Source organism: Pseudazoarcus sp. NS20, from assembly GCF_059703745.1.
In genome coordinates, this window is the sequence record NZ_BAAKIY010000002.1 from 259,798 (window position 1) to 285,301 (window position 25,504).

General features: G+C 63.8%; 25 protein-coding genes and 1 tRNA gene. 17 read left to right on the top strand and 9 right to left on the bottom strand.

Translation table 11 applies throughout. The annotated features are described in order from the left end of the window. Positions 1–2: 2 nt before the first annotated feature. The 5 genes from AC6H0W_RS06920 (at position 3) to AC6H0W_RS06940 (ending at position 6,567) form a co-directional block, all read left to right on the top strand. Positions 3–1,424, top strand: coding sequence for an MBOAT family O-acyltransferase (locus AC6H0W_RS06920; protein WP_497576427.1), 1,422 nt, complete (start codon positions 3–5; stop codon positions 1,422–1,424). 122 nt (positions 1,425–1,546) lie between these two features. After that, a complete protein-coding gene (locus tag AC6H0W_RS06925; protein ID WP_497576428.1) occupies positions 1,547–2,575 on the top strand; it encodes an acyltransferase family protein in 1,029 nt (342 codons plus the stop codon). A 23-nt stretch (positions 2,576–2,598) separates the two neighbouring features. Continuing rightward, positions 2,599–3,927, top strand: a complete 1,329-nt coding sequence (locus AC6H0W_RS06930; protein ID WP_497576429.1) for a UDP-glucose dehydrogenase family protein — start codon at positions 2,599–2,601, stop codon at positions 3,925–3,927. After that, positions 3,927–5,375: a mannose-1-phosphate guanylyltransferase/mannose-6-phosphate isomerase gene (locus AC6H0W_RS06935; RefSeq protein ID WP_497576761.1), complete on the top strand. Its 1,449-nt coding sequence runs from the start codon at positions 3,927–3,929 to the stop codon at positions 5,373–5,375. Before AC6H0W_RS06930 ends, AC6H0W_RS06935 begins: the two co-directional genes overlap by 1 nt. Positions 5,376–5,475: 100 nt before the next feature. Then, positions 5,476–6,567 (top strand): nucleotidyltransferase family protein, encoded by a 1,092-nt coding sequence (locus tag AC6H0W_RS06940; protein ID WP_497576430.1) that lies wholly within the window; start codon positions 5,476–5,478, stop codon positions 6,565–6,567. A 4-nt stretch (positions 6,568–6,571) separates the two neighbouring features. Here the strand turns inward: AC6H0W_RS06940 and AC6H0W_RS06945 are convergent, their stop codons facing one another. Next, positions 6,572–8,212, bottom strand: a complete 1,641-nt coding sequence (locus AC6H0W_RS06945) for a SulP family inorganic anion transporter (protein ID WP_497576431.1) — start codon at positions 8,210–8,212, stop codon at positions 6,572–6,574. 124 nt (positions 8,213–8,336) lie between these two features. Then, the gene (gene metG, locus AC6H0W_RS06950) at positions 8,337–10,466 is read right to left on the bottom strand and encodes a methionine--tRNA ligase (RefSeq protein WP_497576432.1); all 2,130 of its coding nucleotides are present in this window, start codon (positions 10,464–10,466) and stop codon (positions 8,337–8,339) included. A gap of 221 nt (positions 10,467–10,687) precedes the next feature. Here metG and apbC point away from each other — a divergent pair, with 221 nt between their 5' ends. The 3 genes from apbC to AC6H0W_RS06965 all read left to right on the top strand — a co-directional run bounded on the left by apbC (position 10,688) and on the right by AC6H0W_RS06965 (position 13,247). Continuing rightward, positions 10,688–11,779: an iron-sulfur cluster carrier protein ApbC gene (gene apbC / locus AC6H0W_RS06955; protein ID WP_497576433.1), complete on the top strand. Its 1,092-nt coding sequence runs from the start codon at positions 10,688–10,690 to the stop codon at positions 11,777–11,779. A 68-nt stretch (positions 11,780–11,847) separates the two neighbouring features. Then, positions 11,848–11,924, top strand: a tRNA-Met gene (locus AC6H0W_RS06960). Between the two features lie 192 nt (positions 11,925–12,116). Next, complete coding sequence (locus tag AC6H0W_RS06965) at positions 12,117–13,247, top strand: hypothetical protein (protein ID WP_497576434.1); 1,131 nt, start codon at positions 12,117–12,119, stop codon at positions 13,245–13,247. A 51-nt stretch (positions 13,248–13,298) separates the two neighbouring features. Here AC6H0W_RS06965 and AC6H0W_RS06970 read toward each other — a convergent pair whose 3' ends face one another. Beyond that, positions 13,299–13,769 carry a hypothetical protein gene (locus tag AC6H0W_RS06970; protein ID WP_497576435.1) on the bottom strand — a complete coding sequence of 157 codons (471 nt, stop codon included), beginning with the start codon at positions 13,767–13,769 and terminating at the stop codon, positions 13,299–13,301. Between the two features lie 51 nt (positions 13,770–13,820). Then, positions 13,821–14,138 (bottom strand): hypothetical protein, encoded by a 318-nt coding sequence (locus AC6H0W_RS06975; protein ID WP_497576436.1) that lies wholly within the window; start codon positions 14,136–14,138, stop codon positions 13,821–13,823. Between the two features lie 237 nt (positions 14,139–14,375). Between AC6H0W_RS06975 and AC6H0W_RS06980 the strand changes: the two genes are divergently transcribed. Both AC6H0W_RS06980 and AC6H0W_RS06985 read left to right on the top strand, forming a co-directional pair. Further along, positions 14,376–14,753, top strand: coding sequence for a hypothetical protein (locus AC6H0W_RS06980; RefSeq protein ID WP_497576437.1), 378 nt, complete (start codon positions 14,376–14,378; stop codon positions 14,751–14,753). Positions 14,754–14,761: 8 nt separating this feature from the next. After that, positions 14,762–16,339, top strand: a complete 1,578-nt coding sequence (locus AC6H0W_RS06985; protein WP_497576438.1) for a hypothetical protein — start codon at positions 14,762–14,764, stop codon at positions 16,337–16,339. A gap of 33 nt (positions 16,340–16,372) precedes the next feature. Here the strand turns inward: AC6H0W_RS06985 and AC6H0W_RS06990 are convergent, their stop codons facing one another. Beyond that, entirely contained in the window at positions 16,373–16,969 is a 597-nt protein-coding gene (locus tag AC6H0W_RS06990) for a DUF1176 domain-containing protein (protein ID WP_497576439.1), read from the bottom strand. A 32-nt stretch (positions 16,970–17,001) separates the two neighbouring features. Here AC6H0W_RS06990 and AC6H0W_RS06995 point away from each other — a divergent pair, with 32 nt between their 5' ends. Together AC6H0W_RS06995 and AC6H0W_RS07000 are read left to right on the top strand one after the other, a co-directional pair. After that, the gene (locus tag AC6H0W_RS06995; protein WP_497576440.1) at positions 17,002–17,709 is read left to right on the top strand and encodes an HI_0983 family protein; all 708 of its coding nucleotides are present in this window, start codon (positions 17,002–17,004) and stop codon (positions 17,707–17,709) included. Positions 17,710–17,957: 248 nt separating this feature from the next. Next, a complete protein-coding gene (locus AC6H0W_RS07000) occupies positions 17,958–18,986 on the top strand; it encodes a hemolysin family protein (RefSeq protein WP_497576441.1) in 1,029 nt (342 codons plus the stop codon). Positions 18,987–19,052: 66 nt separating this feature from the next. Here AC6H0W_RS07000 and AC6H0W_RS07005 read toward each other — a convergent pair whose 3' ends face one another. Then, positions 19,053–19,376 carry a hypothetical protein gene (locus tag AC6H0W_RS07005; protein ID WP_497576442.1) on the bottom strand — a complete coding sequence of 108 codons (324 nt, stop codon included), beginning with the start codon at positions 19,374–19,376 and terminating at the stop codon, positions 19,053–19,055. Positions 19,377–19,566: 190 nt separating this feature from the next. Here AC6H0W_RS07005 and AC6H0W_RS07010 point away from each other — a divergent pair, with 190 nt between their 5' ends. Then, the gene (locus AC6H0W_RS07010) at positions 19,567–20,547 is read left to right on the top strand and encodes an LLM class flavin-dependent oxidoreductase (protein WP_497576444.1); all 981 of its coding nucleotides are present in this window, start codon (positions 19,567–19,569) and stop codon (positions 20,545–20,547) included. Positions 20,548–20,554: 7 nt separating this feature from the next. Here the strand turns inward: AC6H0W_RS07010 and AC6H0W_RS07015 are convergent, their stop codons facing one another. Together AC6H0W_RS07015 and AC6H0W_RS07020 are read right to left on the bottom strand one after the other, a co-directional pair. Beyond that, a complete protein-coding gene (locus AC6H0W_RS07015) occupies positions 20,555–21,364 on the bottom strand; it encodes a DODA-type extradiol aromatic ring-opening family dioxygenase (protein ID WP_497576445.1) in 810 nt (269 codons plus the stop codon). Between the two features lie 65 nt (positions 21,365–21,429). Then, entirely contained in the window at positions 21,430–21,891 is a 462-nt protein-coding gene (locus AC6H0W_RS07020) for a DoxX family protein (protein ID WP_497576446.1), read from the bottom strand. A gap of 88 nt (positions 21,892–21,979) precedes the next feature. On the opposite strand from AC6H0W_RS07020, the gene AC6H0W_RS07025 reads away from it, so the two are divergent. After that, complete coding sequence (locus AC6H0W_RS07025) at positions 21,980–22,921, top strand: LysR family transcriptional regulator (RefSeq protein ID WP_497576447.1); 942 nt, start codon at positions 21,980–21,982, stop codon at positions 22,919–22,921. A gap of 111 nt (positions 22,922–23,032) precedes the next feature. After that, positions 23,033–24,355, top strand: coding sequence for an NAD(P)/FAD-dependent oxidoreductase (locus AC6H0W_RS07030; RefSeq protein WP_497576449.1), 1,323 nt, complete (start codon positions 23,033–23,035; stop codon positions 24,353–24,355). Between the two features lie 26 nt (positions 24,356–24,381). On the opposite strand, the gene AC6H0W_RS07035 is transcribed toward AC6H0W_RS07030, so the two are convergent. Then, on the bottom strand, positions 24,382–24,597 hold the full coding sequence (locus AC6H0W_RS07035; protein WP_497576450.1) for a DUF3820 family protein: 216 nt from the start codon (positions 24,595–24,597) through the stop codon (positions 24,382–24,384). Between the two features lie 90 nt (positions 24,598–24,687). Between AC6H0W_RS07035 and AC6H0W_RS07040 the strand changes: the two genes are divergently transcribed. Continuing rightward, entirely contained in the window at positions 24,688–25,026 is a 339-nt protein-coding gene (locus AC6H0W_RS07040) for a YciI family protein (RefSeq protein WP_497576451.1), read from the top strand. Between the two features lie 10 nt (positions 25,027–25,036). Beyond that, positions 25,037–25,495, top strand: coding sequence for a VOC family protein (locus AC6H0W_RS07045; protein WP_497576452.1), 459 nt, complete (start codon positions 25,037–25,039; stop codon positions 25,493–25,495). Positions 25,496–25,504: the final 9 nt, after the last annotated feature.

A 25,504-nucleotide genomic window follows, 5' to 3' on the forward strand; every position in this document is an offset into this window, starting at 1 on the left:
CGATGTCATTCCAGTCCCTGCATTTCTTCGTTTTCCTGACCGCGGTGATTCTGCTCAATCACCATCTGGCCGCCCGCCCCGAGTCGCGCAAGAACATGTTGCTGGTGGCCAGCTACTACTTCTACATGTGCTGGGACTGGCGCTTTGCGGCGCTGCTGATGTTCGTCACGCTGGTCAATTACCTTGTCGGCGCACGCATTGCCGCGGCACGCGGGGCGGGGGAGCGCAAGCTGTGGCTGGGCGTGGCCATCGCCGCCTCACTGGGCGTGCTGGGCTATTTCAAGTACGCCAATTTCTTCATCGAGAGTGTGGCCGGCTTTGCCCGCTCGCTGGGTCTGGAGGCCGACCTGCAATTGCTGCAGATCGTGCTGCCCATCGGCATCTCGTTCTTCACCTTCCAGAGCCTGACCTACCCGCTGGACATTTACCGCGACAAGCAGCAGCCCACCCGCAGCCTGCGCGATTTCGCGCTGTTCGTGGCGTTCTTCCCGACCTTGTTGTCCGGCCCGATCACGCGTGCGCACCAGTTCCTGCCGCAGCTCGAGCGCCCCTTCGTGCCCAACGACATGGCCTACCGCGAAGGCTTTCTGCTGATGGTGCGCGGCTTCGTGAAGAAGATCGTGTTCGCGGACGTGCTGGCGGTGTATCTGGTGAATCCGGCGTTCTCGTCACCGGGCGAGCATTCGACCTTGTTTCTGGTGCTGGCCGTGTATGCCTACAGCTTCCAGATCTACATGGATCTGTCTGGCTACACCGACATCGCGCGTGGTGCAGCCAAGATGCTCGGCTTCGACCTCATCGAGAACTTCAACCGGCCCTATCTGGCGACCAGCGTGTCGAACTTCTGGCAGCGCTGGCACATCTCGATGTCGAGTTTCTTCCGCGACTACCTGTATTACGGCATCGGCGGCTCGCGCTACGGCAACGTCTATCTGAATCTGTACATCACCTTTCTGGCCATCGGTTTCTGGCATGGCGCGGGCTGGAACTTCCTGCTGTACGGCTTTCTGCATGGTTCGTTGGTGGGCTTCGAGCGCTGGATGCGGGGGCGCCGGGCGGCTGCGGGCACACCTGCCGATGCTGCAACACCGGTGTGGGCGCATGTCTTGCTGGTCGTCGCGGTGTTTCATTTCGTGGCGTTCTCGCGGGTGTTGTTCCGCGCGCCGGATCTCGCGCAGGCCGGCGAGTACATGCGTCAGATTTTCGTCACCACGGTCGCGGCGCCGGGCCTGCCGTGGCTGGGGCTGTGTGCGCTGATCGCGGCGGCGCTGCTGCATTTCGTGCCGCGCGGCTGGTATCTGGCCTGCGGCCAGCGATTCATGCAGTTGCCTGCGCCCGCTCAGGCGGTAGTGCTCGCGGGCACGGTGTATGGCCTGGTGGCGGTGTCGCCGGGTGTGGCGGGTTTCATCTACTTTCAGTTCTGAGGTTTGGCGTCATTCTTGCGCCGCACTCGTTGGGTAAGGTTGGAGACTGATTATGCGTGCCGGGGCGCTGCGCTTCGGGCGGCTCAATGTGCAGTGGAAGATACAGGGGGAACATTCGGACGATGCCGGTAAATGCGCGCGACACACGTGTGGATACATTGCGTGGCATCGCGTGCCTCCTGCTCGTCGCGTATCACGTCATCGGCGGGGAAGAGGGGCGGGGGCTGGATGTTTCGTCCACTTCCTTCCTCGCCTGGTTCTCGGACTCGATGGCCTACCTGCGCATGCCTTTATTCACATTTCTTGCCGGCTTCGTGTTCGCTGCGCGCGCGAATGTGTCGTCGCAGACAGGTCGGTTCATGTGGGGAAAGGTGCGGCGACTGCTGTTCCCATTGCTGTGCGTCGGGGCGCTGTACTTTTTCGTGCAAGGGGTGGCCGGAAACGAGCCCATCGAGACGAGTCTTTTCGAAGTCTATCTTTTCCCTTTCGAGCACTTCTGGTATCTGCAGTCGCTGTTCCTCATTTTCGTATTCGTGTTCTTTCTGGATGTCACCGGGTGCATCCGAAGTCACGTTTCATTGCTCGCGGCGACCGCCATTGCATTCGTCGCCGCACCGTTCATCGCCTTTGAATTGAATCTGTTTTCGATCAATGGAGCGATCTATCTGTTGCCATATTTTCTGATGGGCGTGGCATTCAAGAAATTGGCGTGGCTCTCGGAGCTTGATGAGGGTGGCGAACGCCCGCGCCACTGGCTTGCTGCGGCTTTCATTGCACTTACAATTCTTCACCAAGCATCGTTGGCGGGGCTGTTTCCCGAGTTGTTTCATCCCTATAGACTTTCCGGTGAAATCTATTCGGTGGTCTGCATTGCATTCCTTTACTCGCTCGGTTGGAGTAACAGGGCAATTGCGTGGATCGGCGGATATTCGTATTCGATTTACCTATTCCATATTTTCGGAACGGCCGGTGCCCGTATCATCTTCGGCAAGCTCGGAGTCGAAGGTGAGGTAACGCTGTTTGTTCTGGGTATGACGTGCGGTCTTCTTTTGCCCATCGTGGTGGAATTGATTTTCGATAGAGTGGCTGTATTGAGAATGGCCTTTCTCGGGCGTTCGTATTCCACGAAGCGGCCCGCACATGGTTTCTGATTCACTTTTGACGGCGTAAAAAAATGAAGATATCGGTGATTGGCTCGGGCTATGTCGGGCTGGTGTCGGGGGCTTGTCTTGCCGACGTGGGTAACGACGTGCTGTGCGTGGATGTGGACCCTGAGAAAATCCGGATTCTCGAAGAAGGCGGCATTCCCATTCACGAGCCAGGCCTGCTCGAACTGGTGCGCCGCAACGTCGAAGCCGGCCGGCTTTCGTTCACCACCGATGTCGAGCAGGGGGCTCGCCACGGCGTGATCCAGTTCATCGCCGTCGGCACGCCGCCCGATGAAGATGGCTCGGCCGATCTTCAGTATGTGGTCGCGGCTGCGCGCAATATCGGCAAGTACATGGATGGCTATCGCGTCATCGTGGGTAAATCCACCGTGCCGGTGGGCACGGCCGATCGCGTCAAGGCGGCCGTCACGGAAGAGCTCGCGACGCGCGGCAGTGATGTGGCGTTCAGCGTTGTGTCCAACCCCGAGTTTCTCAAGGAAGGCGCGGCGGTCGAGGACTTTATGCGCCCCGATCGCATCGTCGTCGGCGCCGAGGACGACCGCGCAAAAGGCTTGATGCGCGAACTGTACGCGCCGTTTCAACGCAGCCACGAACGCCTGGTGTTCATGGATGTGCGCTCGGCCGAGCTCACCAAGTACGCCGCCAACGCCATGCTGGCGACGCGCATCAGTTTCATGAACGAACTGGCGAATCTTGCCGAGACACTGGGTGCGGACATCGAGCTGGTGCGCAAGGGCATCGGCAGCGACCCCCGCATCGGGCGGCACTTCCTGTATGCCGGTTGCGGTTACGGCGGCTCGTGCTTCCCGAAAGACGTCAAGGCGCTGGTCAGAACGGCGAGCGAACATGGCCATGATCTATTGGTTCTGCAAGCCGTCGAGCAGGCCAACGACCGCCAGAAGCACGTGCTGGTCGACAAGATCGTCGAGCGCTTCGGCGAAGACCTCTCCGGTCGCCGTTTCGCGCTGTGGGGGCTGGCATTCAAACCGGATACCGACGACATGCGTGACGCCCCCAGCCGCGTGATCATCAATGAATTGCTCCGCCGTGGGGCCACGGTGTCTGCCTACGACCCGGTGGCCATGAAAGAAAGCGAGCGCATTTTCGGCGATGAAACACGCCTCAATTACGGCGGCCGGCCCAAGAGCGTGCTCGACGATGCCGATGCCCTGATCATCGCCACCGAGTGGAAGGAATTCCGCAGCCCCGACTTCGATGCGATCAAGAGCCGCCTGAAGCAGGCGGTGATCTTCGACGGCCGCAATATGTACGACCCGGAGTCGGTGCGGGCGCAAGGCATCGAATACTTCGCAATCGGTCGAGGAAAGTCATGATTACCGTCAGAAGCGTCATTCTCTCCGGCGGCTCGGGCACGCGGCTGTGGCCGGCGTCGCGCGAGGCGTATCCGAAACAGTTGCTGCCGCTGACCGGCGAGCGCTCGCTGCTGCAGGAGACGGCGCTGCGTCTGGCCGGGCTGCAGGGCGCGGTCGTCGATCCGCGGCCGCTGCTGGTGAGTAACGAGGAATGCCGCTTCCTGATCGCCGAACAATTGCGGCAGATCGACGTGCGTTCGCCGCAGATCGTGCTCGAACCCGAAGGCCGCAACACGGCGCCGGCGCTTACGCTGGCGGCGCTGGCCGCGATGGTGGAGGGCGACGACCCGGTGCTGCTGGTGATGCCGGCGGACCACGTGGTGAGCGATGTCGCAGCTTTCCGTGAAGCGCTCGAGGTCGGCGCGGTCGAGGCCGACGCCGGTCGTCTGGTGACCTTCGGCATCGTGCCGGACCGCCCCGAAACCGGCTACGGATACATCCGCGCCGGGGACGATGCCGGCGCCCATGGCGCCAAGGATCTCGCCGAATTCGTCGAAAAGCCCGATGCCGAGACGGCTGCCCGCTACGTGGTGAGTGGTGCATATTTCTGGAACAGCGGCATCTTCATGATGCGAGCTTCCGTCTGGCTGAATGCGGTCGCGCATTTCCGCCCGGACATCGCCGGTGCCTGCCGTGAGGCCTTCGAGCAACGCCAGGCAGACGCCGATTTCCTGCGTGTGGGCAAAGAGGCTTTCGCCGCGTGCCCGTCGGATTCGATCGACTACGCGGTGATGGAAAAACTCAAGTCAGAGCCCGGTCTGGGGCAAGGTGTGGTGGTGCCGCTGTCGGCCGGATGGTCGGACGTGGGGGCGTGGGATTCGCTGTGGTCGGTGTCCGAGAAGGATGCCGAGGGCAACGCCGCGCGCGGCGAGGTGATGCTCGAAGCCAGCCGCAACACGCTGGTGCACGCCACGCACCGACTGGTGGCCGCGCTGGGCTGCGAAGACATGGTCATCGTGGAAACGGCAGATGCCGTGATGGTGGCGCGCAAGGAGCACACTCAGGACGTCAAGAAGCTCGTCGCCCGTCTGAAGACCGAAGGGCGCCAGCTCACGCAAAGCCACCGCAAGGTTTATCGCCCGTGGGGCTGGTATGACTCCATCGATTTCGGTGAGCGCTTTCAGGTCAAACGCATCGTCGTGAAGCCCGGCGCCACGTTGAGCCTGCAGATGCATCATCATCGTGCCGAGCACTGGATCGTGGTGCGTGGTACGGCCGAGGTCACCTGCGGCGAACGGCGCTTTCTGCTCGGAGAGAACGAGTCGACCTACATCCCGCTGGGGCAGACGCACCGCCTTGCCAATCCCGGCAAGGTGCCGCTGGAAATCATCGAGGTGCAGTCGGGCGCCTATCTCGGCGAAGATGACATCGTTCGCTTCGAAGACACCTACGGACGCGCCGCCGGCTGAGCCCTGTCGCGAGGCCCGATGTTTGCATGACCGGATTTGAAAGACACTTTTGAATGAGACGACGCACACGCGTCCAAGGGAGTTGATGATGGCGAAGGGAATGATTCTGGCAGCAGGCCAGGGCACGCGAGTCAGGCCGCTGACGAAGGACATGCCCAAACCGATGGTGCCCATCCTCGGCAAGCCGGTGCTGGAATATCTGATCGAGCACCTCGAGCGCTACGGCATCCGCGAGATCATGATCAACGTGGCTTTCAACCATCACAAGATCGAGAACTACTTCGGCAACGGCCATCGCTGGGGCGTCGACATCGGCTACTCCTACGAGGGTGTGCGTGACCACGGCGAGATCGTGCCGAAGCCGCTGGGCTCGGCAGGTGGTATGCGCAAGATCCAGGATTTCGGCGGCTTCTTCGACGAAACCACGCTGGTGCTGTGCGGCGATGCCATCATCGATCTCGACATCCGCGCCGCGTTGGACGAGCACCACCTCAACAAGGCCGTGGCCAGCGTGGTGACGCTGGAGGTGCCGCGCGAGCAGGTCAGCAACTACGGCATCGTGGTGCCCGACAAGAAAGGGCGCGTGCTGTCCTTCCAGGAAAAGCCTAAGCCCGAGGAGGCCAAGTCCACCTTCGCTTCGACCGGCATCTACATTCTGGAGCCGGAAGTCATCGATCTCGTGCCGCCGGGCCAGCAGTTCGACATCGGCAGCGAACTGTTTCCCCTGCTGGTCGAAAAAGAGATGCCCTTCTACGCACAGAAGCGCTTCTTCAACTGGATCGACATCGGTCGCTTGTCCGACTACTGGGCCGTGCTGCAGCGCGTGCTGCGCGGCGAAGTGGCGCAGATGGACATGCCCGGCACCGAGGTCAAGCCAGGCGTGCGTCTGGGCCTCAACACCTCCATCGAGTGGGACAGCGTGCAGGTGGTCGGGCCGGTGTACATCGGCTCCAACGTGCGAATCGAGCCGGGCGTGTCGATCATCGGGCCAAGCTGGATCGGGCACGGCAGCCATCTGCGTGCCGGCTCGCGGGTGGAGCAGAGCATTTTGTTCGAGCACACGCGCGTGGGCGAAGGGCAGGTCTTCAAAGAGAAGATCCTTTCTCCGGATTACTGCGTCGACCGTTCGGGCAAGACCTTCTACAACGGCGACGACAACACCTCCCTGCGCTGGGGCGACGCCCGCGGCTGATTCTTCAGCGTAGGCGGTTCAGGGCTTCGTCCAGGCTGGGTGCGATCGCATCCGGGCCCAGCATCGCGTCGAAGCCCGAGCGCCTCAGCACCCCGGCCGGCTGCGCCTGCAGCCCGACCAGCATCAGACGGATGCCGCGTGCGACAAGCACGCGGTGCACGTTTTCAAGAATGTCGAGGCCGGTGGTGTCGATGTGCACCAAATGGTCGACATCAAGCACCACCACCTCCGGCTGGCCGATGTCGTCGAGCAGCGTGTCGAGCTTGTTCGATGCGCCGAAGAACAGGCTTCCGGTCAGGCGAAACGCCAGCACGCGCGGTGTGCCGTCCGGGTAGGCCGTTACATCGGAAGCACCCAGCGTGATCGGCTCTAGCCTCGTCAGGTCCGACATGCGGAAGATGAAGATCAGCGCCGACATCACGATGCCGACCTCCACCGCCAAGGTCAGGTCGAACAGCACGGTCACCACGAAAGTGGTCAGCAGCGTCGCCGCATACGGACGGCTGTGACGTCTCAGTTCGGCCGGGCGGAAGGCATGCCACTCGCCCATGTTCAGCGCCACCACCACCACGATGGCCGACAGTGCCGCGAGCGGTATGTGGCTGGCCAGCGGCGCCATCACCAGCACCATCGCCAGCAGCACGCCCGCATGCACCATGCCGGCCACCGGCGTGCGCCCGCCGCTGCGGATATTGGTGGCGGTGCGCGCAATCGCGCCGGTTGCGGCAAAGCCGCCGAACAGCGGTGCCGCCATGTTGGCCACGCCTTGCGCCATCAGCTCTTGATTGGGGTTGTGGCGATCGCCGATGTGGCTGTCGGCGACGCGCGCCGACAGCAAAGATTCGATGGCGCCGAGCAGCGCAATGGTGAGCGCTGGGGCGATCAGCTTGCCCAGCGTGCCGAGTTCGACGGGCGGCAAGCCGAAATCCGGCAGGCCCTGCGGAATGCCCCCGAAGCGGCTGCCGATGGTTTCCACCGGCAGCACGAACAGTGCGTTGGCCAGCGTGGCAAGTACCAGCACCACCAGCGGCCCCGGCGCACGGCGCATCCAGCCGACGCGGCGGGCGAGGCGATTCCAGCCGATCAACACCAGCAGGGCTGCCACCGACAGCGCGATGGTGGGTGTGTGGGCGGTGTGCAGCGCGCCGTAAAGCGCTTCCATCTTGCCGAAGAACTCGCCCGGCATGCGCTCGATCTGCAGGCCGAGGAAATCCTTGATCTGCGAAAGGAAAATCACCACGGCGATGCCGTTGGTGAAGCCGATGACCACCGAGATCGGGATGAAGCGGATCATCGTGCCGAGCTTGAGTGCGCCCATGGCGAACAGCATCACGCCGGACATCATCGTGGCGATGAGCAGGTTGGCCACGCCGTAATCGACGACGATGACGTAGACGATGGGGATGAAGGCGCCGGTCGGTCCGCCGATCTGCACGCGCGAGCCGCCGAGCAGCGAGACGAGGAAGCCCGCCACGATGGCGGTCCAGATGCCGGCGGCCGGGCTCATGCCGCTGGCGATGGCGAAGGCCATGGCCAGCGGCAAGGCCAGCACGCCGACGGTGATGCCGGCGGCGATGTCGCCGGTCAGGGTTTCCCGGCTATAGCCGGGAAGGGTGTCGAGGACTTTCGGGTGGAAGCGGAACATGACGCCTTCTCTCGCAACTGGATCGGTGGGCAGGCACGACTGCAGCCGGCAAGGCCGTTCGTCGTTGCCTGCGCCGGCGAACCATCCAGCGCTTGGAAGGCGTCAGCGCCATGTCAATGCATGCTCAGCGAATCCGCATGCCGGGCTTGGCGCCGCTGTCCGGCGACAGGATGTACAGGCCGGAAGCCTTGTCGTTCTCGTCCGAGGCGGCCAGCACCATGCCTTCGGACAGGCCGAACTTCATCTTGCGCGGCGCGAGGTTGGCCACCATCACCGTCAGGCGGCCCACCAGCGCGGCGGGGTCGTAGGCTGACTTGATGCCGGCGAAGACCTGGCGTGGCTTGGGGTTGCCTTCGGCGTCGGTCTCACCGATGTCGAGCTGCAGGCGGATCAGCTTGTCTGCGCCTTCCACGTGCTCGGCCGAGGCGATGAGCGCCACGCGCAGGTCGATCTTCACGAAATCGTCGATGGAGATGAACGGCTCTTCGGCTCTGGCGGGTTGAGCCGCGGGCTGCTGGCGCTCGGCCTCGGTCGGCACACCAGCAGGAGCGGGGGCCAGGCTGTCGCGGTTTGCGTCGATGAGGGCGTCGATCTGTTTGCGTTCCACTCGGGTCATCATGTGCTGGTAAGGGGTGATGGTATGGCCGGCCGGCAGCGGCTGCCAGGTGTCGGCCCAGGCGAGCGGGGCGATGGCGAGGAAGGCTTCGACCTTCTCGGCCATCGTAGGCAGCACCGGCTTCAGATACAGCGACAGGTCGCGGAACATCGTCAGCGCCGTCGAGCACACTTCGTGCAGGCGTGCCTCCTGGCCTTCCTGCTTGGCCAGCTCCCACGGTTTGTGGTCATTCACGTACTGGTTGGCGATGTCGGCCAGCCGCATGATCTCTCGCATGGCGCGGCTGTAGTCGCGTTCCTCAAAGGCTCGCGCGATGTTGCCGGCCGCGCAGGCGGCGCGGAACTCGGCGCAGGCGGCGTCTTCACTGGCGGCCAGCTTGCCCTCGAAGCGCTTGGCGATGAAGCCGGCGCAGCGGCTGGCGATGTTCACGTACTTGCCGACCAGATCCGAGTTCACCTTGGCGATCATGTCGTCGAGGTTGAGATCGACATCTTCCATGGTGCTGTTGGATTTGGTGGCGAAGTAGTAACGCAGCCACTCCGGGTTCAGCCCCTGCGCCAGATACGAGTGCGCAGTGATGAAGGTGCCGCGGCTCTTGCTCATCTTGGCGCCGTCCACCGTCAGGAAGCCGTTCACCGCCAGTTGCGAGGGGGCACGATAACCCGCGAAGTGCAGCATGGCTGGCCAGAACAGCGCGTGGAAGTAGAGGATGTCCTTGCCGATGAAGTGCACCATCTCGGTGCCGCTGGCCTCCGCGCGGGCCGCGTCGGTGAAGTCCTCCACTGCGATGCCGCCCGCCTTGTCGGCGCAGTTGCGGAAGCTCGCCAGATAACCGATTGGCGCGTCCAGCCAGACGTAGAAATACTTGCCCGGCGCGCCCGGGATCTCGAAGCCGAAGTAGGGCGCGTCACGCGAGATGTCCCAATCCGACAGCTTGTTCTCGCCGTCTTCGCCCAGCCACTCTTTCATCTTGTTGGCCGCTTCCTGCTGCAGGCGGCGCGTGCCGGCGGTGTTGCTGCCGCGCGTCCAGTCGCGCAGGAAGCTCACCGCGCGCGGGTCGGACAGGCGGAAGAAGAAGTGCTCGGAGCTGCGCAGTTCGGGCGTGGCGCCGGACACGGCCGAGCGCGGGTTCTTCAGTTCGGTGGGCGCATAGGCTGCACCACAGACTTCGCAGTTATCGCCGTATTGGTCTGCGGCTCCGCACTTGGGGCATTCGCCCTTGATGAAGCGGTCGGGCAGGAACATCTCGCGCTTCGGGTCGTAGTACTGCTCGATCGAGCGCGTGTCGATGAAGCCGGCGGATTTCAGCTTGCCGTAGATTTCCTCTGCATACGCACGGTTCTCCGGCGAGTGCGTGGAGTGGTAATTGTCGAAGGCGACATTGAAGCCGGTGAAGTCACGCAGATGTTCGCCATGCACGCGGTCAATGAGCTGCTCGGGCGTGATGCCTTCCTTCTCTGCGCGCAACATCACCGGCGTGCCGTGCGTGTCGTCCGCGCAGACGTAATGCACCACATTGCCGCGCATGCGCTGAAAGCGCACCCAGACGTCCGCCTGGATGTAGCCCACGAGGTGGCCGAGGTGAATGTCGCCGTTGGCGTAGGGCAGGGCGTTGGTGACGAGGATGTTGCGCGGCATTGGCAGAAAATCCGGGTGTAAAGGCGTGATTCTAGCAAAGCAGGGGCGCCCGCCGTGCCTCCTTGCGGCGCAGTGTGAGGGACGTGGGGCCGCGCTGTCGGGGCGGAGGCTTGCGGCGGGCGATTCCCGCACTCACGGCATGGGTGAGCGGTGCGAAGCGCTTCGGTATGATTGAAGGGTTGCGCCCCTTCAGGGCGAGTTGATTCCGAGGAAATTCCGTCATGAGCGTTACCCAGGAAGCCGTCAGTCAAGCGCTGAAAGCCGTCATCGACCCCAATACCGGCAAGGATCTGGTCACCTCCAAGAGCGTGCGTTTCGTCGTCGAGGACGGCGGTCGCGTGCGCAGCGTGGTGGAGTTGGGTTACCCCGCCAACAGCCAGCGCGAATTGATCGCCGGTCTGGTGCGTGATGCCGTGTCGGCGGTGGAGGGCGTCAGCTCGGTCGAAGTCGACGTGAGCTGGAAGATCGCCGCGCATTCGGTGCAGCAGGGCGTGCAATTGCTGCCGAACGTGAAGAACATCATCGCCGTCGCCTCGGGCAAGGGCGGTGTCGGCAAGAGCACCACGGCGGCCAACCTGGCACTGGCGCTGGCCGCCGAGGGCGCACGCGTGGGGGTGCTGGATGCCGATATCTACGGCCCGTCGCAGCCGCAGATGCTGGGTGTGGGCGGCCAGCGCCCCTTGTCGAAAGACGGCAAGCGCATGGAGCCGCTGCAGGCCCACGGGCTGCAGGTGATGTCCATCGGCTTCCTCATCGACAACGAAACGCCGATGGTGTGGCGCGGCCCGATGGCCACGCAGGCGCTCAACCAGTTGATGAAGGAAACCAACTGGGACAACCTCGACTACCTCATCGTCGACATGCCGCCGGGCACCGGCGACATCCAGCTCACGCTGTCGCAGCAGGCGCCGCTGACCGGTGCGGTGATCGTCACCACGCCGCAGGACATCGCGCTGCTCGACGCGCGCAAGGGCCTCAAGATGTTCGAGAAGGTCGGTGTGCCCATCATCGGCGTGGTCGAGAACATGAGCGTGCACATCTGTTCCAGCTGCGGCCACGAAGAGCGCATCTTCGGTGCCGGCGGTGGTGAGAAGATGTGCGGGGACTACAACGTGCCTTTCCTCGGCGCGTTGCCGCTCGACATGCAGATATGTACCGAGGCCGACTCCGGCACCCCCACGGTGGCTGCCGAGCCGGACGGCCGCATTGCCACGATCTACGGTGAAATCGCCCGCAAGGTGGCCGTCAGCGTGGCCGAGAGGGCCAAGGACATGAGCCACAAATTCCCGAAAATCGTCATCCAGAACACCTGAGACAGAGGATTTTTCAGCAAGGGGTTTGACGCAGAGGGCAAACCCCGCTATAGTTTCGTTCTTCCAGACGCGGGGTGGAGCAGTCTGGCAGCTCGTCGGGCTCATAACCCGAAGGTCGCAGGTTCAAATCCTGCCCCCGCAACCAGATTGAAAAGGCCGCACAGCATTCGCTGTGCGGCCTTTTTGCTTTGCGGCGCGGTTTTGAGCGGCTTTTGGGCGGTTTCGACCCGGATTCATTTACACCTTGAGCACGTCCTGAACGCGCTTCTGACGCAGTCTCCAGCGGTGCGCCGGGGGTTGGCGCACGTGGTTATCCGCTTTTCTGAGGACACTACTCATGCGCATGCACGCTCTCGCGATCTCCCTTGCCGCCGGTCTGTGGCTCTCTGCTGCGCCGGCTGGCGCGCAGAACCTCGAGCCCTTGAACGAGGCGCTCGACAAGCTGCCGGACATCGTTCTCCAAAATCCGCGGGCGGATCAGGCCGCGTTCGTCGATATGGAAGCCTTGCGCCGCCTGAGCGCGCAAAACGGCGCGATTTCGCCGCAAATGCTGCAGCGGGCCGTGCTGGGGGTGGCGATCGAGCCGGTGCAGGCGCTCATCCTCGGCCCGGCGCAAGAGTGGAATGAGAAAGCCGGCATTGATCTGGCCGAGGTGCGGTATTTCATCGGCTTCGGCAGCGCTCCGCAGTCGGTGGCGGTATGGGGGCTGCGTGATAACGCGGCGGCTGACGGCATGCTCGGTGCGCTGCAGAAGCGCGGCTTCACTGCATCGGGTACGGGCGTGCTGGGCAATGGCGAGCCGGGTCGGATCAATATGTCCAGGCAGGATCCGTCGGACCCTTGGCTGGGCACCGGGGGCGCGGCGCGCTTTGCCGGGGCCAAGGGCAACGTGGTGGTGCAGTCCAGCGCACCGCAAGCCGTGAGCATGTTGCAACGCGATGCGCGCGGCGCAGACGAGCATCCAGTCGTGCGCACCGCTTTGTCAGGGCTGGAGGCCGCGGTGGGCGATCACACCATCGTGCAGGCACTGGTTGTGTCACCGGTGCTCGGTCTGCGTGCGGGCGACCCCGCGCAGTGGGTGGGGCAGCCCGGTGAGGCGCTTGAGGCACTGCAATCACGTTTGCAGAGCGGCGTGCCGCAAGACTCGGAGGGCCTGCCGCCGTGGTTGGGCGGCATTATCGTCGACGCTCAGGCCGACCAGCCCGCCGCGGCGATCTCGCTGACCTATGCCGGTTGTGATGCCGCCAGGAAGGCCGTGACTTTGATGGAGCGACGTTGGGCCGACAGCATGCCGGAGAATGCGCAAGGTGAAATGGTGGGGGACGTCGCCGCCGGGTCGCAGGATGGTCTGTGTGCGGCCACTCTGCGCGTTAGCGCCCGAACGCAGGACGCTCCGCTGTTCCGCAGCGTCATCGCGGCCATGATGCGACGCCAGTTCACGGTGCTGCAGATCGGTGTCGGCGGCTGAGGAGCGTTCTGCGCGAAACGACGTGAATCCGAGCGCGGTCGCGGTGGTGGCTCAGGGCTTTTCGCTCTGAGCCTGGTAGCGTTGCAGCAGATCATTGAGCGGTTGGTGCAGCAGATCGCCGTTCAAGCGTGGGGGCGGCGTGTAGCTGAAGGCGAAGCTGTACTGGCCGCTGCGCGCCACCGTCAGGTCGAGTATGGTCCACGGCCCTCGGGCGTCGTCGCGCATCGCCTCGCGCAGTGCCAGGATGTCGGCCTTGGTCTGGGGGCTCAGCCGGAAGCACAGGTGTTCCAATTCGCCACCCTGCGCGTGAGCCAGCACCGCTGCCTGTGTGCTGGAGCGGCGACCTTCCTCCACCAACACCTCGTGGTTGACCGCCAGATAGACCCATTCGCGCGACTCCCATTCACCATCCTGCAGGTCGGTGATGTTGGACACCACGCCTCTCACGACGGTGTCCTGCAATTGCATGATGGTCGGCAGCGGCGCCTTCTTTGAGAGACCTGCAAACAGGCGTTTGAGCATGGGTGGGTTCTCGGAAAAGAGTTCAGCGGGAAAACGGGGACGGCGAGGCGCTCATGCCCCCAAGGCCTCTCGCAGGCTTAGCACGGCCCATGCCATGGCCGCGGCAAAAACCGCCAGGCTGAACCAGATGCACCGCATGAAAAACCGTTTCAGCGCCCAGCCCCGCCAGTTGCACAGTCCCCAGCCAATGATCAGCAGTTGATACGCTGCCGGATATCCGAATAGCGCCACCATGCCAACCGTGTAGCCATGCGATGCGGATTCGTTCTGCAGCGCAGAGGCACCCATGATCCAGGGCAGCAGCGCCAGCGCAGCGCATACGGCCACCAGCAAGGGAATGCCGTGTGCGAACACGGCGCGCACGTTCATGCCGCAGAATCTTTCAGGTCAGCCGAGCCGTGCAGATGACATGTCTGATCATCGTGCGTCATTGTCGGTAATGCCTCAGAGCGAGTGTGCCGGGTACACCATACCGATTTCGTCCGCGGCCTCTCGAAACAATTTCCTTCTTGTCCTGAATGCCTGCAAACCCAAGACTGGCAAGCGGCGGCACATCTGTCGCATGAAAGTGCCGAGGCTGAAAAATCGCAATGATCGAGGACAACCATGAAGCAGGCTGCACGCATCCGCACGATGCTGATCCTGACGACATTGATGGCGGGGGGTGCGCCGGCCATTGCTGGCGAGACGGCGTCGGAGAGCGTGCGCATGCACATCGGCGCCACCGGTATCAGTTGCGTGACCCAGCCGTGCCCCTGGCGCGGCGTCGTGCTGCCTCAAGACGAAGCGCGTGATCCGCTGCGCCCGTGGTGGGGCGGCAGCGCCGTGCCGAAACTCATCGGAGAAGAAGAGGACGTTGACCGCATCAAGCAGGCGTGGGATGCGCTGCACTGCCTTGCAATTGAAGGGGCGGTGATCAAGCCGGCGCGTGCTGACGCTCCACCGGCTGTGCGCGTGGATCGTGTTGTGGGGGATTGCGCATGAAGCGGCACATGACCATGTTGATGCTGTGCGCGATGCCGAGTTGGGCGCTGGCCGATCAGGCCGAGGCGCTCAGCACGCATCTGGGGAGGGCCGTGGGCGCCTTCGAGGCCAGCGACCTCTACCGTGCCCAGTGCGACCGCCGCGACCCCAAGGGTGCTTCGGCACGTCAGGATGCGTTGGCCGCATGGCGCTACGCCAATGAATATGCGGACTATCAGCGGATTCTCGCCGGGATGACGAGCCAGTTTCCGGAAGTGGCGCAACAGATCGAGCCGCAGCGCAAGCGGCTGACCGAGCAGATCCAGCAAGACCTGCGTAGCAAGCCCGGTCAGTGCAGCGACTTTCGCGCGCTGCTTGATGGCGAGCAGTTCAGCGTCAAGAGCGATGTACGTCGCTTGGTGTCGATCACCCGTTCGCTCGGCATCGCGCTGCCGGATCGCGAATCGCCGCGGCCAGCGCCCAAGTCGCTGGAAGAGACGCAGATCGTGCCTCTGGCGACCTTGTCGGCGCGACTGGAAGACGTGATGGCCGAAGTCGGCAGCCGGGCGGGCGCACGCGAGCGCAGCGCCCTGCGCAACGCGCGCGGTGAGCGCGCCATACAATGGCTGCGGCAAGACGGCATGCAGGTGTTGTACGGGCGCGTGACCAAAGCGACTGAAATGCGCGAATGGCGTGACGACCAGCAGTCCAGCTTCAAAGCCAACTGCCGCTCGTTCTCGGAAAAGGCCCACGAACAGCGCATGGCCGATGCCGTCGGCCAGGAAATGGTGCTGGTGGGCGAGCCGCGCAGCGTTCATGACGGCACCGAAGGTGGAACGGTCGATCTGAACCGCTGCAGCCTGTTCACCGTGCAGGAAACCGGCCGCCCCATGCTCAAGGAGGATGATCGTGCCGGCTTGATGCTGCGCCCCCTCGAGTTCGATGAGGCGTATGCCGGGCCGGATCGGGGCATTCGTCCGCGCAGCGTAGATCGCGTGCTGTACGACGCGAAGTTCGACAGCCGTCAGGACGGTTTCGGCAACGGCTACGTCGATCGGCGCGAAGACATTTATGTGCTGCTGCGCGATGGCACGGCCTATCTGCATACCTGGGGCTTCCCGTTTTCCGATCTTGATGTCGAGCGCTCGCGCAAGCGCGAACCGGGTCGCTGGTTCGACTGGAAGGCGCGCGGTGATCGCGTCACCCTCACGGTGAAAGGCGGTTGGAACAAGGGCGCGGAAACCGTGTTGGAGGGCGCGCAACGTTTGAGCCCGGCGCGTTTCGGTCGCATCGATGCCAATTACGACTACCTGCAGGTCGGCATGGGTGGTCACCGGCAGGACCGCCGCTATGCCTTCAAGAAAGACGGTACGGTGGAATACAGCCGGAGCGGCTTTGTGGCGGGCAGAGTGGCCACGAGTTACATCATCGTGTCGGGTAGCGCCGACCCCAAGGTGAGTGCTCGTTACCGCATCGACGGCTACGCCCTCATCCTCGACGTGGATGGTGAAACCGAGCGGCGCTTCCTGGCCGTGCCCGAGAGCGCCAAAGGCGCGTTGCCCGACACCTTGCTGATCGACGGCACTGCCTATTGGCTGAAGGACTGAGGGTCGACGGTGTGCCGGGGGACGGTCGGGGTGTTACCAGATGTCCTGCTCGATCAGCGTGCGCGGGTTGTCCTGGCCATCGAAGCTGGCATCCACGGCAAATCGCATGATGTGGAAGCGGCCCTGTTTGTAGCCCCATTGCGTCGTGGTGTAGGCATCGCCCAGGCCACGCCATTTGTTGCGCTCGTACATGCTGCGGCTGGCCGCGTCATAGCGCGGATTGACCACCTCGCGCAGCTCGGGTGTGGCGACGATGGCGATGTCTTCGACCAAGCGCTGTTCGCTGCCTTCGGCATGGCGCACCTCGATCTGCGGCGAGGGGAAAAACACCTCCGTCACGCGGCCGTGCTGATCCGACATCAGATACACGGCGCTATGGTTGTAGGCGCCGCTGCGGCACGCAAACTCAACCAGCAATGCCTGACGTGCAGCCGTGTCTTCGCCGATCTGCAACTCGAAATGCGTCGGTGCCTGCAGCGTGCTGGAGGGGCGCTCGCACGCCTCGGGCAGGTGCGCAAGATGGTATTCCACCGCCTTCTCGACGGCTTGAGTCTGCCAGTCGGCGGCCAGCACCAGCGCAGGCGAGAGCCACAGCAAAGGCACTGCCGAGCGGATGAGAGCAGGGTACATGCGGTCATTCCCGTGCTAAAGGATTTGAAACGATGTTGCGTGCGGCTAGTCGGCCCGCGACACATACCATGAGCACCTTACCAATCCGGCAAGCCCACGGCGCGCCGCATCTGCAAGCAACCATGTTCAATTTCAGAAGGAATGTGCCCATGTTTCGCCACCTCCATGTTGTTGCCGTGCTGATCTGCGCGCTCATCGCCGTGCCTGCGGTCGCGCAGGACAAGACGGACCGCCTCGGCGTGCCGGGCCCGCTCAAGGTGGGCGGTGAGTCATATGCGCTGGTCTGGTCTTCGCAGCCCACTGCGGACTATTTCAAGCAGCAGTACCTGTCCTCGGGCGAAAAGCTCGAGTCGTACAAGAGCATGGTCATTGTTGAGTTCCTTGCCACCGATCGCCCGGTGGCGGATGTGGTGGCGGCCCAGACGAACATGATCCGCGAGCGCAAGGCTGGCAACGACCCGGTCGCCAATTTCGCCGCGTTCGAGAACCCCGCCACCGGTGAAGTGCTGCTCGATTTCATCCTCTCTGCGCGCGACCAGCGAGGCGAATACATCGTCGAATGGAACGGTTACCGCTACGTCGAGGCTGAATTCAAAGGCCGGCGGGGCGTGCTGCTGTTTGCCTTGAGCGAGCGTGCGTACGGAAATCAGGCGTCAGAGCAATTCCTGCGCGAGCTGGCTGCATTCAAGAAAGCCCGTCTACAAGCTCTGACGACCGCTTCACGGCCCGAACTCGAATGACGCTTGTCTGCGCTGTGGCCGCGTCGGTGCCAGCGCGGTCAACTTGCTCGCGTCGCGAGCCGTGAGCGTGGTCGAAAGCCCCGGTGCCACACGCCGGGGCTTTTCGTGTTGAGTCGGTGTGGCTCAAGCCAACCGGCAGGTTGCGTTGTTCCGGCGCGCGCGGCTTGCGCCCGGCACGTGATCCAAGGGCGTAGTGGTGGGCAGAAACTGCTGTATATTCACACGCTTCGCGTTACTTGATTTTCTGTATGACACTCCTGATAGCGTTTGCTGTCCTGTCCATCCTCGTTTCTTTTGTCTGTTCCATCCTCGAAGCGGCGTTGCTCTCCCTGACGCCGAGCTACATCGCTCATCAGAAACTCCAAAATTCACGCCTTTACGAGCGGCTCAAAGTCCTCAAGGACAAGGTGGATCAACCGCTTGCCGCCATCCTCACGCTCAATACCGTTGCGCACACCGTGGGTGCCACCGGCGTGGGCGCGCAGGTGACGGTGGTGTTCGGCAACGGCTACCTCGGTATCGCGTCGGCGGTGATGACGATACTGATTCTGGTGCTCTCCGAAATCCTGCCCAAAACCATCGGCGCGCGTTACTGGCCGCAGCTTGCGCCGGTATTGCCGCCGCTGCTCAACGGCATGATCGTGCTGCTCAAGCCGTTCATCCTGCTGTCCGACGCCATGATGAGGTTGTTCGGCGGCAAGGAGCCGGAGTACGACATCCGCCAGGAAATCAAGGCCATGACGGTGCTCGGGCGTGAGCTGAACAAGCTCGACGAAGATGAGCAGCGCGTCATCAGCAACATCCTCGACCTGCACGAGATCAAGGTGCGCGAGATCATGACGCCGCGCACGGTGTGTGATTACATCCAGCCCGATCAGAGCATCGGCGGGCTCAAGGAGCGTGTGCGCGACAGCCAGTTTTCGCGCTATCCGGTGATCGGTGACGACGAGGCGCCGCTGGGCGTGATCTTCCGTTACGACGCGCTGGCGGCTGAAGACGACGAGGCCACGGTGGAATCCATCGTCAAACCGATCAAGGTGGTGCCCGAATTCACCAGTGTCGAAACGCTGATGACGCAATTGATGCACGAGCGTCAGCACATGGCGCTGGTGTATGACGAGTTCGGCGGTTGGCGGGGCCTGGTGACGCTTGAAGACATCATGGAAACCATCATCGGCAAGCCGATCATGGACGAAACCGATGACATTCCGAACATGCGCCGTTTTGCCAAGCGCCGCTGGGAGCACCGCGTGAAAGCGGCTGCACGGGACAACTGAAACAACGGCGTGCCACGAAAAAGCCCGGTCGATCGACCGGGCTTTTCGTTTGAGGTGCTCAGGCGTTCAGTTCTTGCGCTGGGCGAAGCGCATGCGCTGCTCGGCGCCGGCTGCAGTTTCCATGAGTTCGGTTTCGATCATGTCGCCGGTGCGCTTGTAGATCTCCGACAGGGTCGGGTTGAGCACTTCGATCTCGAACAGCACGAATTCGTCGTGCTCCATGAACGACAGCTCGCCGAACATGGCGTCACGCAATTGGGTCCACTCGATGGTCTCGGTGACGCCGTCCTGTGCATTGTTCTTGAAGTAGTCGTAGATCATCGCCGAGTTGCGGCTCTTGAACAGGCCGACGCCTTCGACGTAGGCGTAATCGTTTTTCTGCTTTGCCATGGTATTTCCGTTCGGTGTCGCGGGGCTGGCTCGGGCCAGCGTGGTGGGGCGATGCTATCACGCGGCGGGCGGAGCTGGCCTGGCGGTGCGATGATGCGGCGCATGGCCGCGAAGAACTTTGCAGCCTGGCCGGCGTCTGTTGCGATCCCGGCTGTGTGTTTCAACCCTGTTTCGACCGAGTCTTGCCCAGATGCCTTCCGTACCGCTTTCGATCCTCGACCTTGTTCGCATCACCGAAGGTGCTGACGCGCGCACCGCGCTGGACAACGCCCGTGACCTCGCCGCCCATGCCGAAGGCTGGGGCTACGAGCGCTTCTGGGTGGCCGAGCACCACAACTTTCCGAGCATCGCGAGCGCCGCGACCTCGCTGGTGATCCAGCACATTGCGGCCGGCTCGCAGCGTATCCGCGTGGGGGCGGGCGGCATCATGTTGCCCAACCATTCGCCGCTGCTGATCGCCGAGCAGTTCGGCACGCTGGAGGCGCTGTTTCCGGGGCGCATCGAGTTGGGGCTGGGCCGTGCGCCGGGCACCGATCAGGACACGCTGCGCGCCTTGCGGCGTACGCCGGCGGCTTCCGATCACTTTCCGCAGGACGTGCTGGAGTTGCAGCACTTGCTGTCGAAAGAGGCTGCCAGCCGCAGTGTGCAAGCCATACCCGGCACCGGCAGCGAAGTGCCGTTGTGGATTCTGGGCTCCAGCCGCTTCGGCGCGATGCTGGCGGCCGAGCTGGGGTTGCCGTATGCCTTCGCTTCGCACTTTGCGCCGCAGCAACTGTTGCCGGCGTTGGAGGCGTATCGCGAGCGCTTCAAGCCGTCGAAGCAGTTAGAGCGCCCGCACGCCATGATCGGCGTGAACATCATCGTCGCCGACAGCGATGCCGAAGCACGCCGGCTGGCCACCACTCAGCAGATGTCCTTCGTTAATCTGGTGCGCGGCACGCGGGCGCTGAGCCAGCCGCCCATCGACGACATCGAGACCTACTGGAATCACGCCGAGAAGATGCACGCGCAGCATATGCTTGCGCGTTCCATCGTCGGTGCGCCGGACACCGTGCGCGCCGGCATCGACGCGCTGCTGGCCGAGACCGGCGCGGATGAGCTCATCGTCATCTCCGACATCTACGACCACGCCGCGCGCCTGCGCTCGTACGAGCTGCTCGCCGGCCTCTGAGCGCCCTTCACAGCCCGAACGCGAACGCCGATTGCGCGCTGCCCAGCACCTGATCGGCCAGTACGCGACGGCCGGCGTCCTGTCCGGCGGCCCCGGCGACCACATGCAATGGAATGAGGTGCTCCTCTTCCGGGTGCGCGGCGCGAGCGGAAGGGGCTTTTTCCCAGGCGATGAGTGCAGCTTCGCGTTCCGCCCGCGATTGTTCGACGGCCTTGCCCAGCCACGCATCGAAGATCTCTGAATCTGCATCCGCCGCGCGGTTGTCGCGCCGAAAGCGCCGCATGTTGTGGAAGCTCATGCCGGTGCCGGCGATCAGCACCCCTTCGTCGCGCAGCGGAGCCAGAGCCCGCCCGGCGGCAATGTGCTCGGCCGGGTCCAGCCCTGCACGCAACGAGAGTTGCACCACCGGCAGAGCAGCTTCGGGGTCGATCAGCTTGAAGGGAATGAACACGCCATGGTCGAGCCCGCGCGTGTCGTCGCGTGCCACCGGCAAACCGGCGCCCGACAGCAAGTCTGTGACGCGCTCCGCCAGCGCCGCGTCGCCTCTTGCCGGCCAAGTGAGGCGGTAGGTGTGCTCGGGGAAGCCGTAGTAGTCGAACAGCAGTTGGTGATCGGCGCGGCCATTCACGGTGAAGGCCGGGCCTTCCCAGTGCGCGGAAATTACCAGCACGGCGCGTGGCGTCTGGCCGATGAGCTCGGGCACGGTGCGCAGCCAGTCGCCCATGCGCTGCCACGCGTCGGGCGGGTTCCATTCCATGAAGAAGCACGGCCCGCCGCCGTGGGGGATGAACAGGGTGGGAAGGCGTTGAGTGCTCATGTTCGAATACTCCAGTAAAAAGGCCCGGGTCGTCCGGGCCTTGTTGCTTGGTGACGGCCCGGTGTTCAGAAGGGCAGGCCCAGCTTGCGGTCGAGCGAGGCTTCACCGCCGCCGCGCAACAGGATGGCCACCGCCAGCAAGGCCCACAGCAGCGGGTATTCGTAGCCGCCGTTGTTCCAGAAGAAGCCGTTGGGCAGGTGCACCGTGATGGCTACACCCAGCAACACCGCGACACCGAGTGCCGCCGGGCGGGTCAGCAGGCCGAGTACTAGTGCCAGACCACCGAAGAACTCGACGAAACCGGCGAGGAAGGCAAACAGGATGCCGGGCTCCAGGCCAAGATTTGTGCCGAAGAATTGTCCAGTGGCTTCGAGACCGTGGCCACCGAACCAGCCGAACAGCTTCTGCGCGCCATGCGGCATCAGGAACAGGCCGGTGACGATGCGCACGATGGGGTAGGAAAGGTGCGACAGGCCGTCGAAGAAGCGGCCGATGCCGGCCAGAGCAGAGGTGCTGTGCGTGTTCATGGGGTTCTCCCTGGGATTCGAATGTGTGTTTTGTTTGCTGCTGGTGCGTAGACTGCTATGGTTGTAAAAAACGCGGAAGACGGCGGATATGGAACACAAGGTTGATGTATCGGAAACCTTTGGCGGCGCCTTCGAGGATGTGCGTGCGTTCTGCGCGGTGGTCGAGTTCGGCACCATCTCGGCCGCCGCGCGCCTGCTCGGCGAAACCAAGGGCGGCGTGAGTCGGCGCGTGTCGCGCCTGGAGAAGCGTCTCGGCGTGGCCTTGCTGGCGCGTACGCCGCGTGCCGTGACGCCGACGGAAGAGGGCACGCTGTTCTTCGGCCGGGCACGCGAATCCCTGCGTTTGATTGACGACGCCGTCGAGGCGGCGGCCACGGCGCGCCAGGAGCCACGTGGTCACCTGCGCATCACTGCGCCGGTGGATTTCGGCGTGGATGTGCTGCCCGCCATGCTGGTGCGCTTTCGTGCGTTGCATCCGTCAATGACCGTTGAACTGCTGCTCGACGATGCGGCGCTCGACCTTGCTGCACACCGCATCGACCTCGCCCTGCGCGCCACGCCGGGCGATCTGCCGGACATGGGTTACCGCGCCTCGAAACTCACCGACTTCAGCATAGATCTGTACGCCGCGCCGCACTACTTGGCGGCCCGGGGCATGCCGCAGGCTCCGGCCGATCTGGCGGAGCACGATTTCGTCGGCGCGCGGCGCACCGCCATTGCCCTGCCGTTGAGCTTGACGGACCGGCGCGGGCGGAGCGAAAACGTGGCCGTGCGTGCCGTGATGCGCAGTTCGGATTTCTCCAGCGTGTCCCGCCTGGCCGAGCACGGCGGCGGCATTGCGGCGCTGCCTACGCTCGTGGCCGCCGCGGCCGTTGCGGCCGGGCGCCTGCAGCGCGTGTTGCCGGACTGGCACGTGGCGAAGGCGCGCATGTACGCCATCAGCGTGGGCGGTGCAGATGCCCCTGCGCGTGTGCGGGTCTTCCGGGATTTCCTCAAGGGCGAGCTCGCCGACTTACTTGCTGAAACCTGAACCCTGGCTACATGGGCCTATCGTAGTGAACGTATGAGGGATGGATGCATTGGCCGGGCGTGGCGATTGCTCCGTTCCCGAAAGCGCACTCAAAACGTCGGGAGGTTCTGCATGACCGAGCAAGCTACGGACACACTTCATCGCATCGTGATCGTCGGCGGCGGCGCCGGGGGGCTGGAGCTGGCGTCGCGCCTGGGGCGCACGCCTGGTCGAAAGGGCGGGGTGCGCGTGACGCTGATCGACCGCAACCGCACGCACATCTGGAAACCGCGCTTCCACGCCATCGCGGCGGGCAGCATGAGCGCGCACGACGAGCGCATCGACTACCTCTACCAGGCGCATTCCACCGGCTTCGAATATTGCCGCGGCGCCATGGAGGGGCTCGACCGCCTCACCCGCGAGGTTCTGGTGGCCGAGGTGCTCGGCAGCGAAGGCGAGCAAGTCTTGCCGGCGCGGCGCGTGCCCTACGACACGCTGGTGATTGCCGTGGGCTCGGTAAGCAACGATTTCGGCACGCCCGGCGTGGCCGACCACATGTACACGCTGGATACCGCGCATGAGGCCGAGCAATTTCATCAGCGTCTGATCAATACCTGCTACCGCGCCAACGAGCTGCCCGGCGATTCGCCGGACCACCTCAGCATCACTATCGTAGGTGGCGGCGCCACGGGAGTTGAATTGGCGGCGGAGCTGCACGGCGCCATCGAGACGCTGGCCGAGTACGGGCTGGATCGACTCGACCCCGAGCGCAATGTGCGCATCCGCCTGATCGAAGCCGGTCCGCGCATTCTGGGCGGGCTGGCGGAAGACCTGGCACGCGAGGTGCGTGGCCGTCTCGACGACATGAAGGTCGAGGTGCTCACCGATGAAAAGGTTTCAAAGGTCACGCAGAACGAGATCCACACCGAGTCGGGCAAGGTGATTCCCGTTGATCTGGCCGTATGGGCAGCGGGTGCCAAGGCACCTGCGCTTCTGGCCGAGTTCGACGGGCTCGAAACCGACAAAGCAGACCGGCTGGTGGTCACCAATACCCTGGCCACCACGCAGGACCCCAACATCTACGTGATGGGCGATTGCGCTGCCACGCCGGCCGAAGGTGACGGCATCCTGCCGCCACTGGCGCAGGTGGCGCACCAGCAGGCGAGCTATCTCGCCAAGGCCTTGCCGGCGCGCATGCGCGGGGAGTCGGTCGAGCCGTTCAGCTTCCGCAATCGCGGTTCGCTGGTGTCGCTGGGCGACGAGACCACCGTCGGCAACCTGCGTGGTCTGGTGCAGGGCAAGGGCCTGCGCATCGAAGGCTGGATGGCGGGGATGATGTATCGCATGCTCTACCGCAGCCACCGCATGACGGTGCAGGGGGTGGGCGATACGGCACTCGAAACCGTTTCGGAGTTCGTGCGCAAGCCGACGGGGCCGTCCGTAAAGCTGCATTGAGCCGCGTGGCGTGCGCCGTGCGGCCCTCAGCCGCGGCGGCGCAGGGGGTCGAGCAATTCGCGCAGGCCGTTGTGATCAAGCTCTTGCATCAACGCCAGCAGTTTGCCGAGCTCCCCGCGCGGAAAGCCCTCGCGTGCGAACCAGTTCAGGTAGTGCCCGGGAAGGTCGGCGATGAGCCGGCCTTTGTATTTCCCGAAGGGCATTTCCACCGTGAGTAGGCGTTCCAGTTCAGGCAGGTTCATGGGGTGCTAAAAAATAAGCTCGGTGTCGATTTGCTGTCGCGTGCTTCGACTAGGGTACGGGAAGCACCCCGCACTTTCACGGAGACGATCATGAAATACCTGTGCCTGGTTTATGGCGAAGAGGGCCGCATGCGCGAGCTGAGCGACCGCCCTTGCCTGAATTACGTCGAAAAACTCATCGCCAGCGGCCATTTCGTGGCCGGGCAAGCCTTGCAGCCAGTGGAGACCGCTACCACCGTACGCGTGCGCGGCGGCAAGGTTTCGGTCACCGACGGGCCGTTCGCCGAAACGCGCGAGCAACTGGCGGGGTTTTACCTCATCGAGGCCGAAGACCTCAATGCGGCCATTCAGGTGGCCGCCGGCATTCCGCCGGCCGAGGTGGGCAGCATCGAAGTGCGCCCCCTCCGCGAACTCAACGCCGACGCCTGAGGACATCACGATGAGCCACCAAGTCCATTCCCTGATTGCCCACCTGGCGTGCCGCGACGCGGCGAGCGCTGTCGAATTCTACGGCCGCGCCTTTGGCGCCACGCCCGCCATGGTGCTGAAGGCCGCCAATGGCCAATTGATGCACGCAGCCTTGTCGGTGGGCGATGCCGTGCTCTACCTCGGCGAAGCTGCGCCCGAGTGGGGCTGCCCGTCGCCACTGGATCTGGGCGGCAGCGGCGTTACCCTGAACCTGCCGGTAAGCGATTGCGACGCCGCTTTCGCTCAGGCATTGGCGGCCGGGTGCTCTGCGCAGATGCCGCCGCAGGACATGTTCTGGGGAGATCGTTACGCCGTGGTGGCCGACCCGTATGGCCACCGCTGGTCGTTCGCGCAGCACGTGCGGGACGTGGCGCCCGACGAGTTGCAGCGCGCCGCCGATGAATTCGGTTGCAATCCGCCCGGCCCCTGAAGCGCGGCC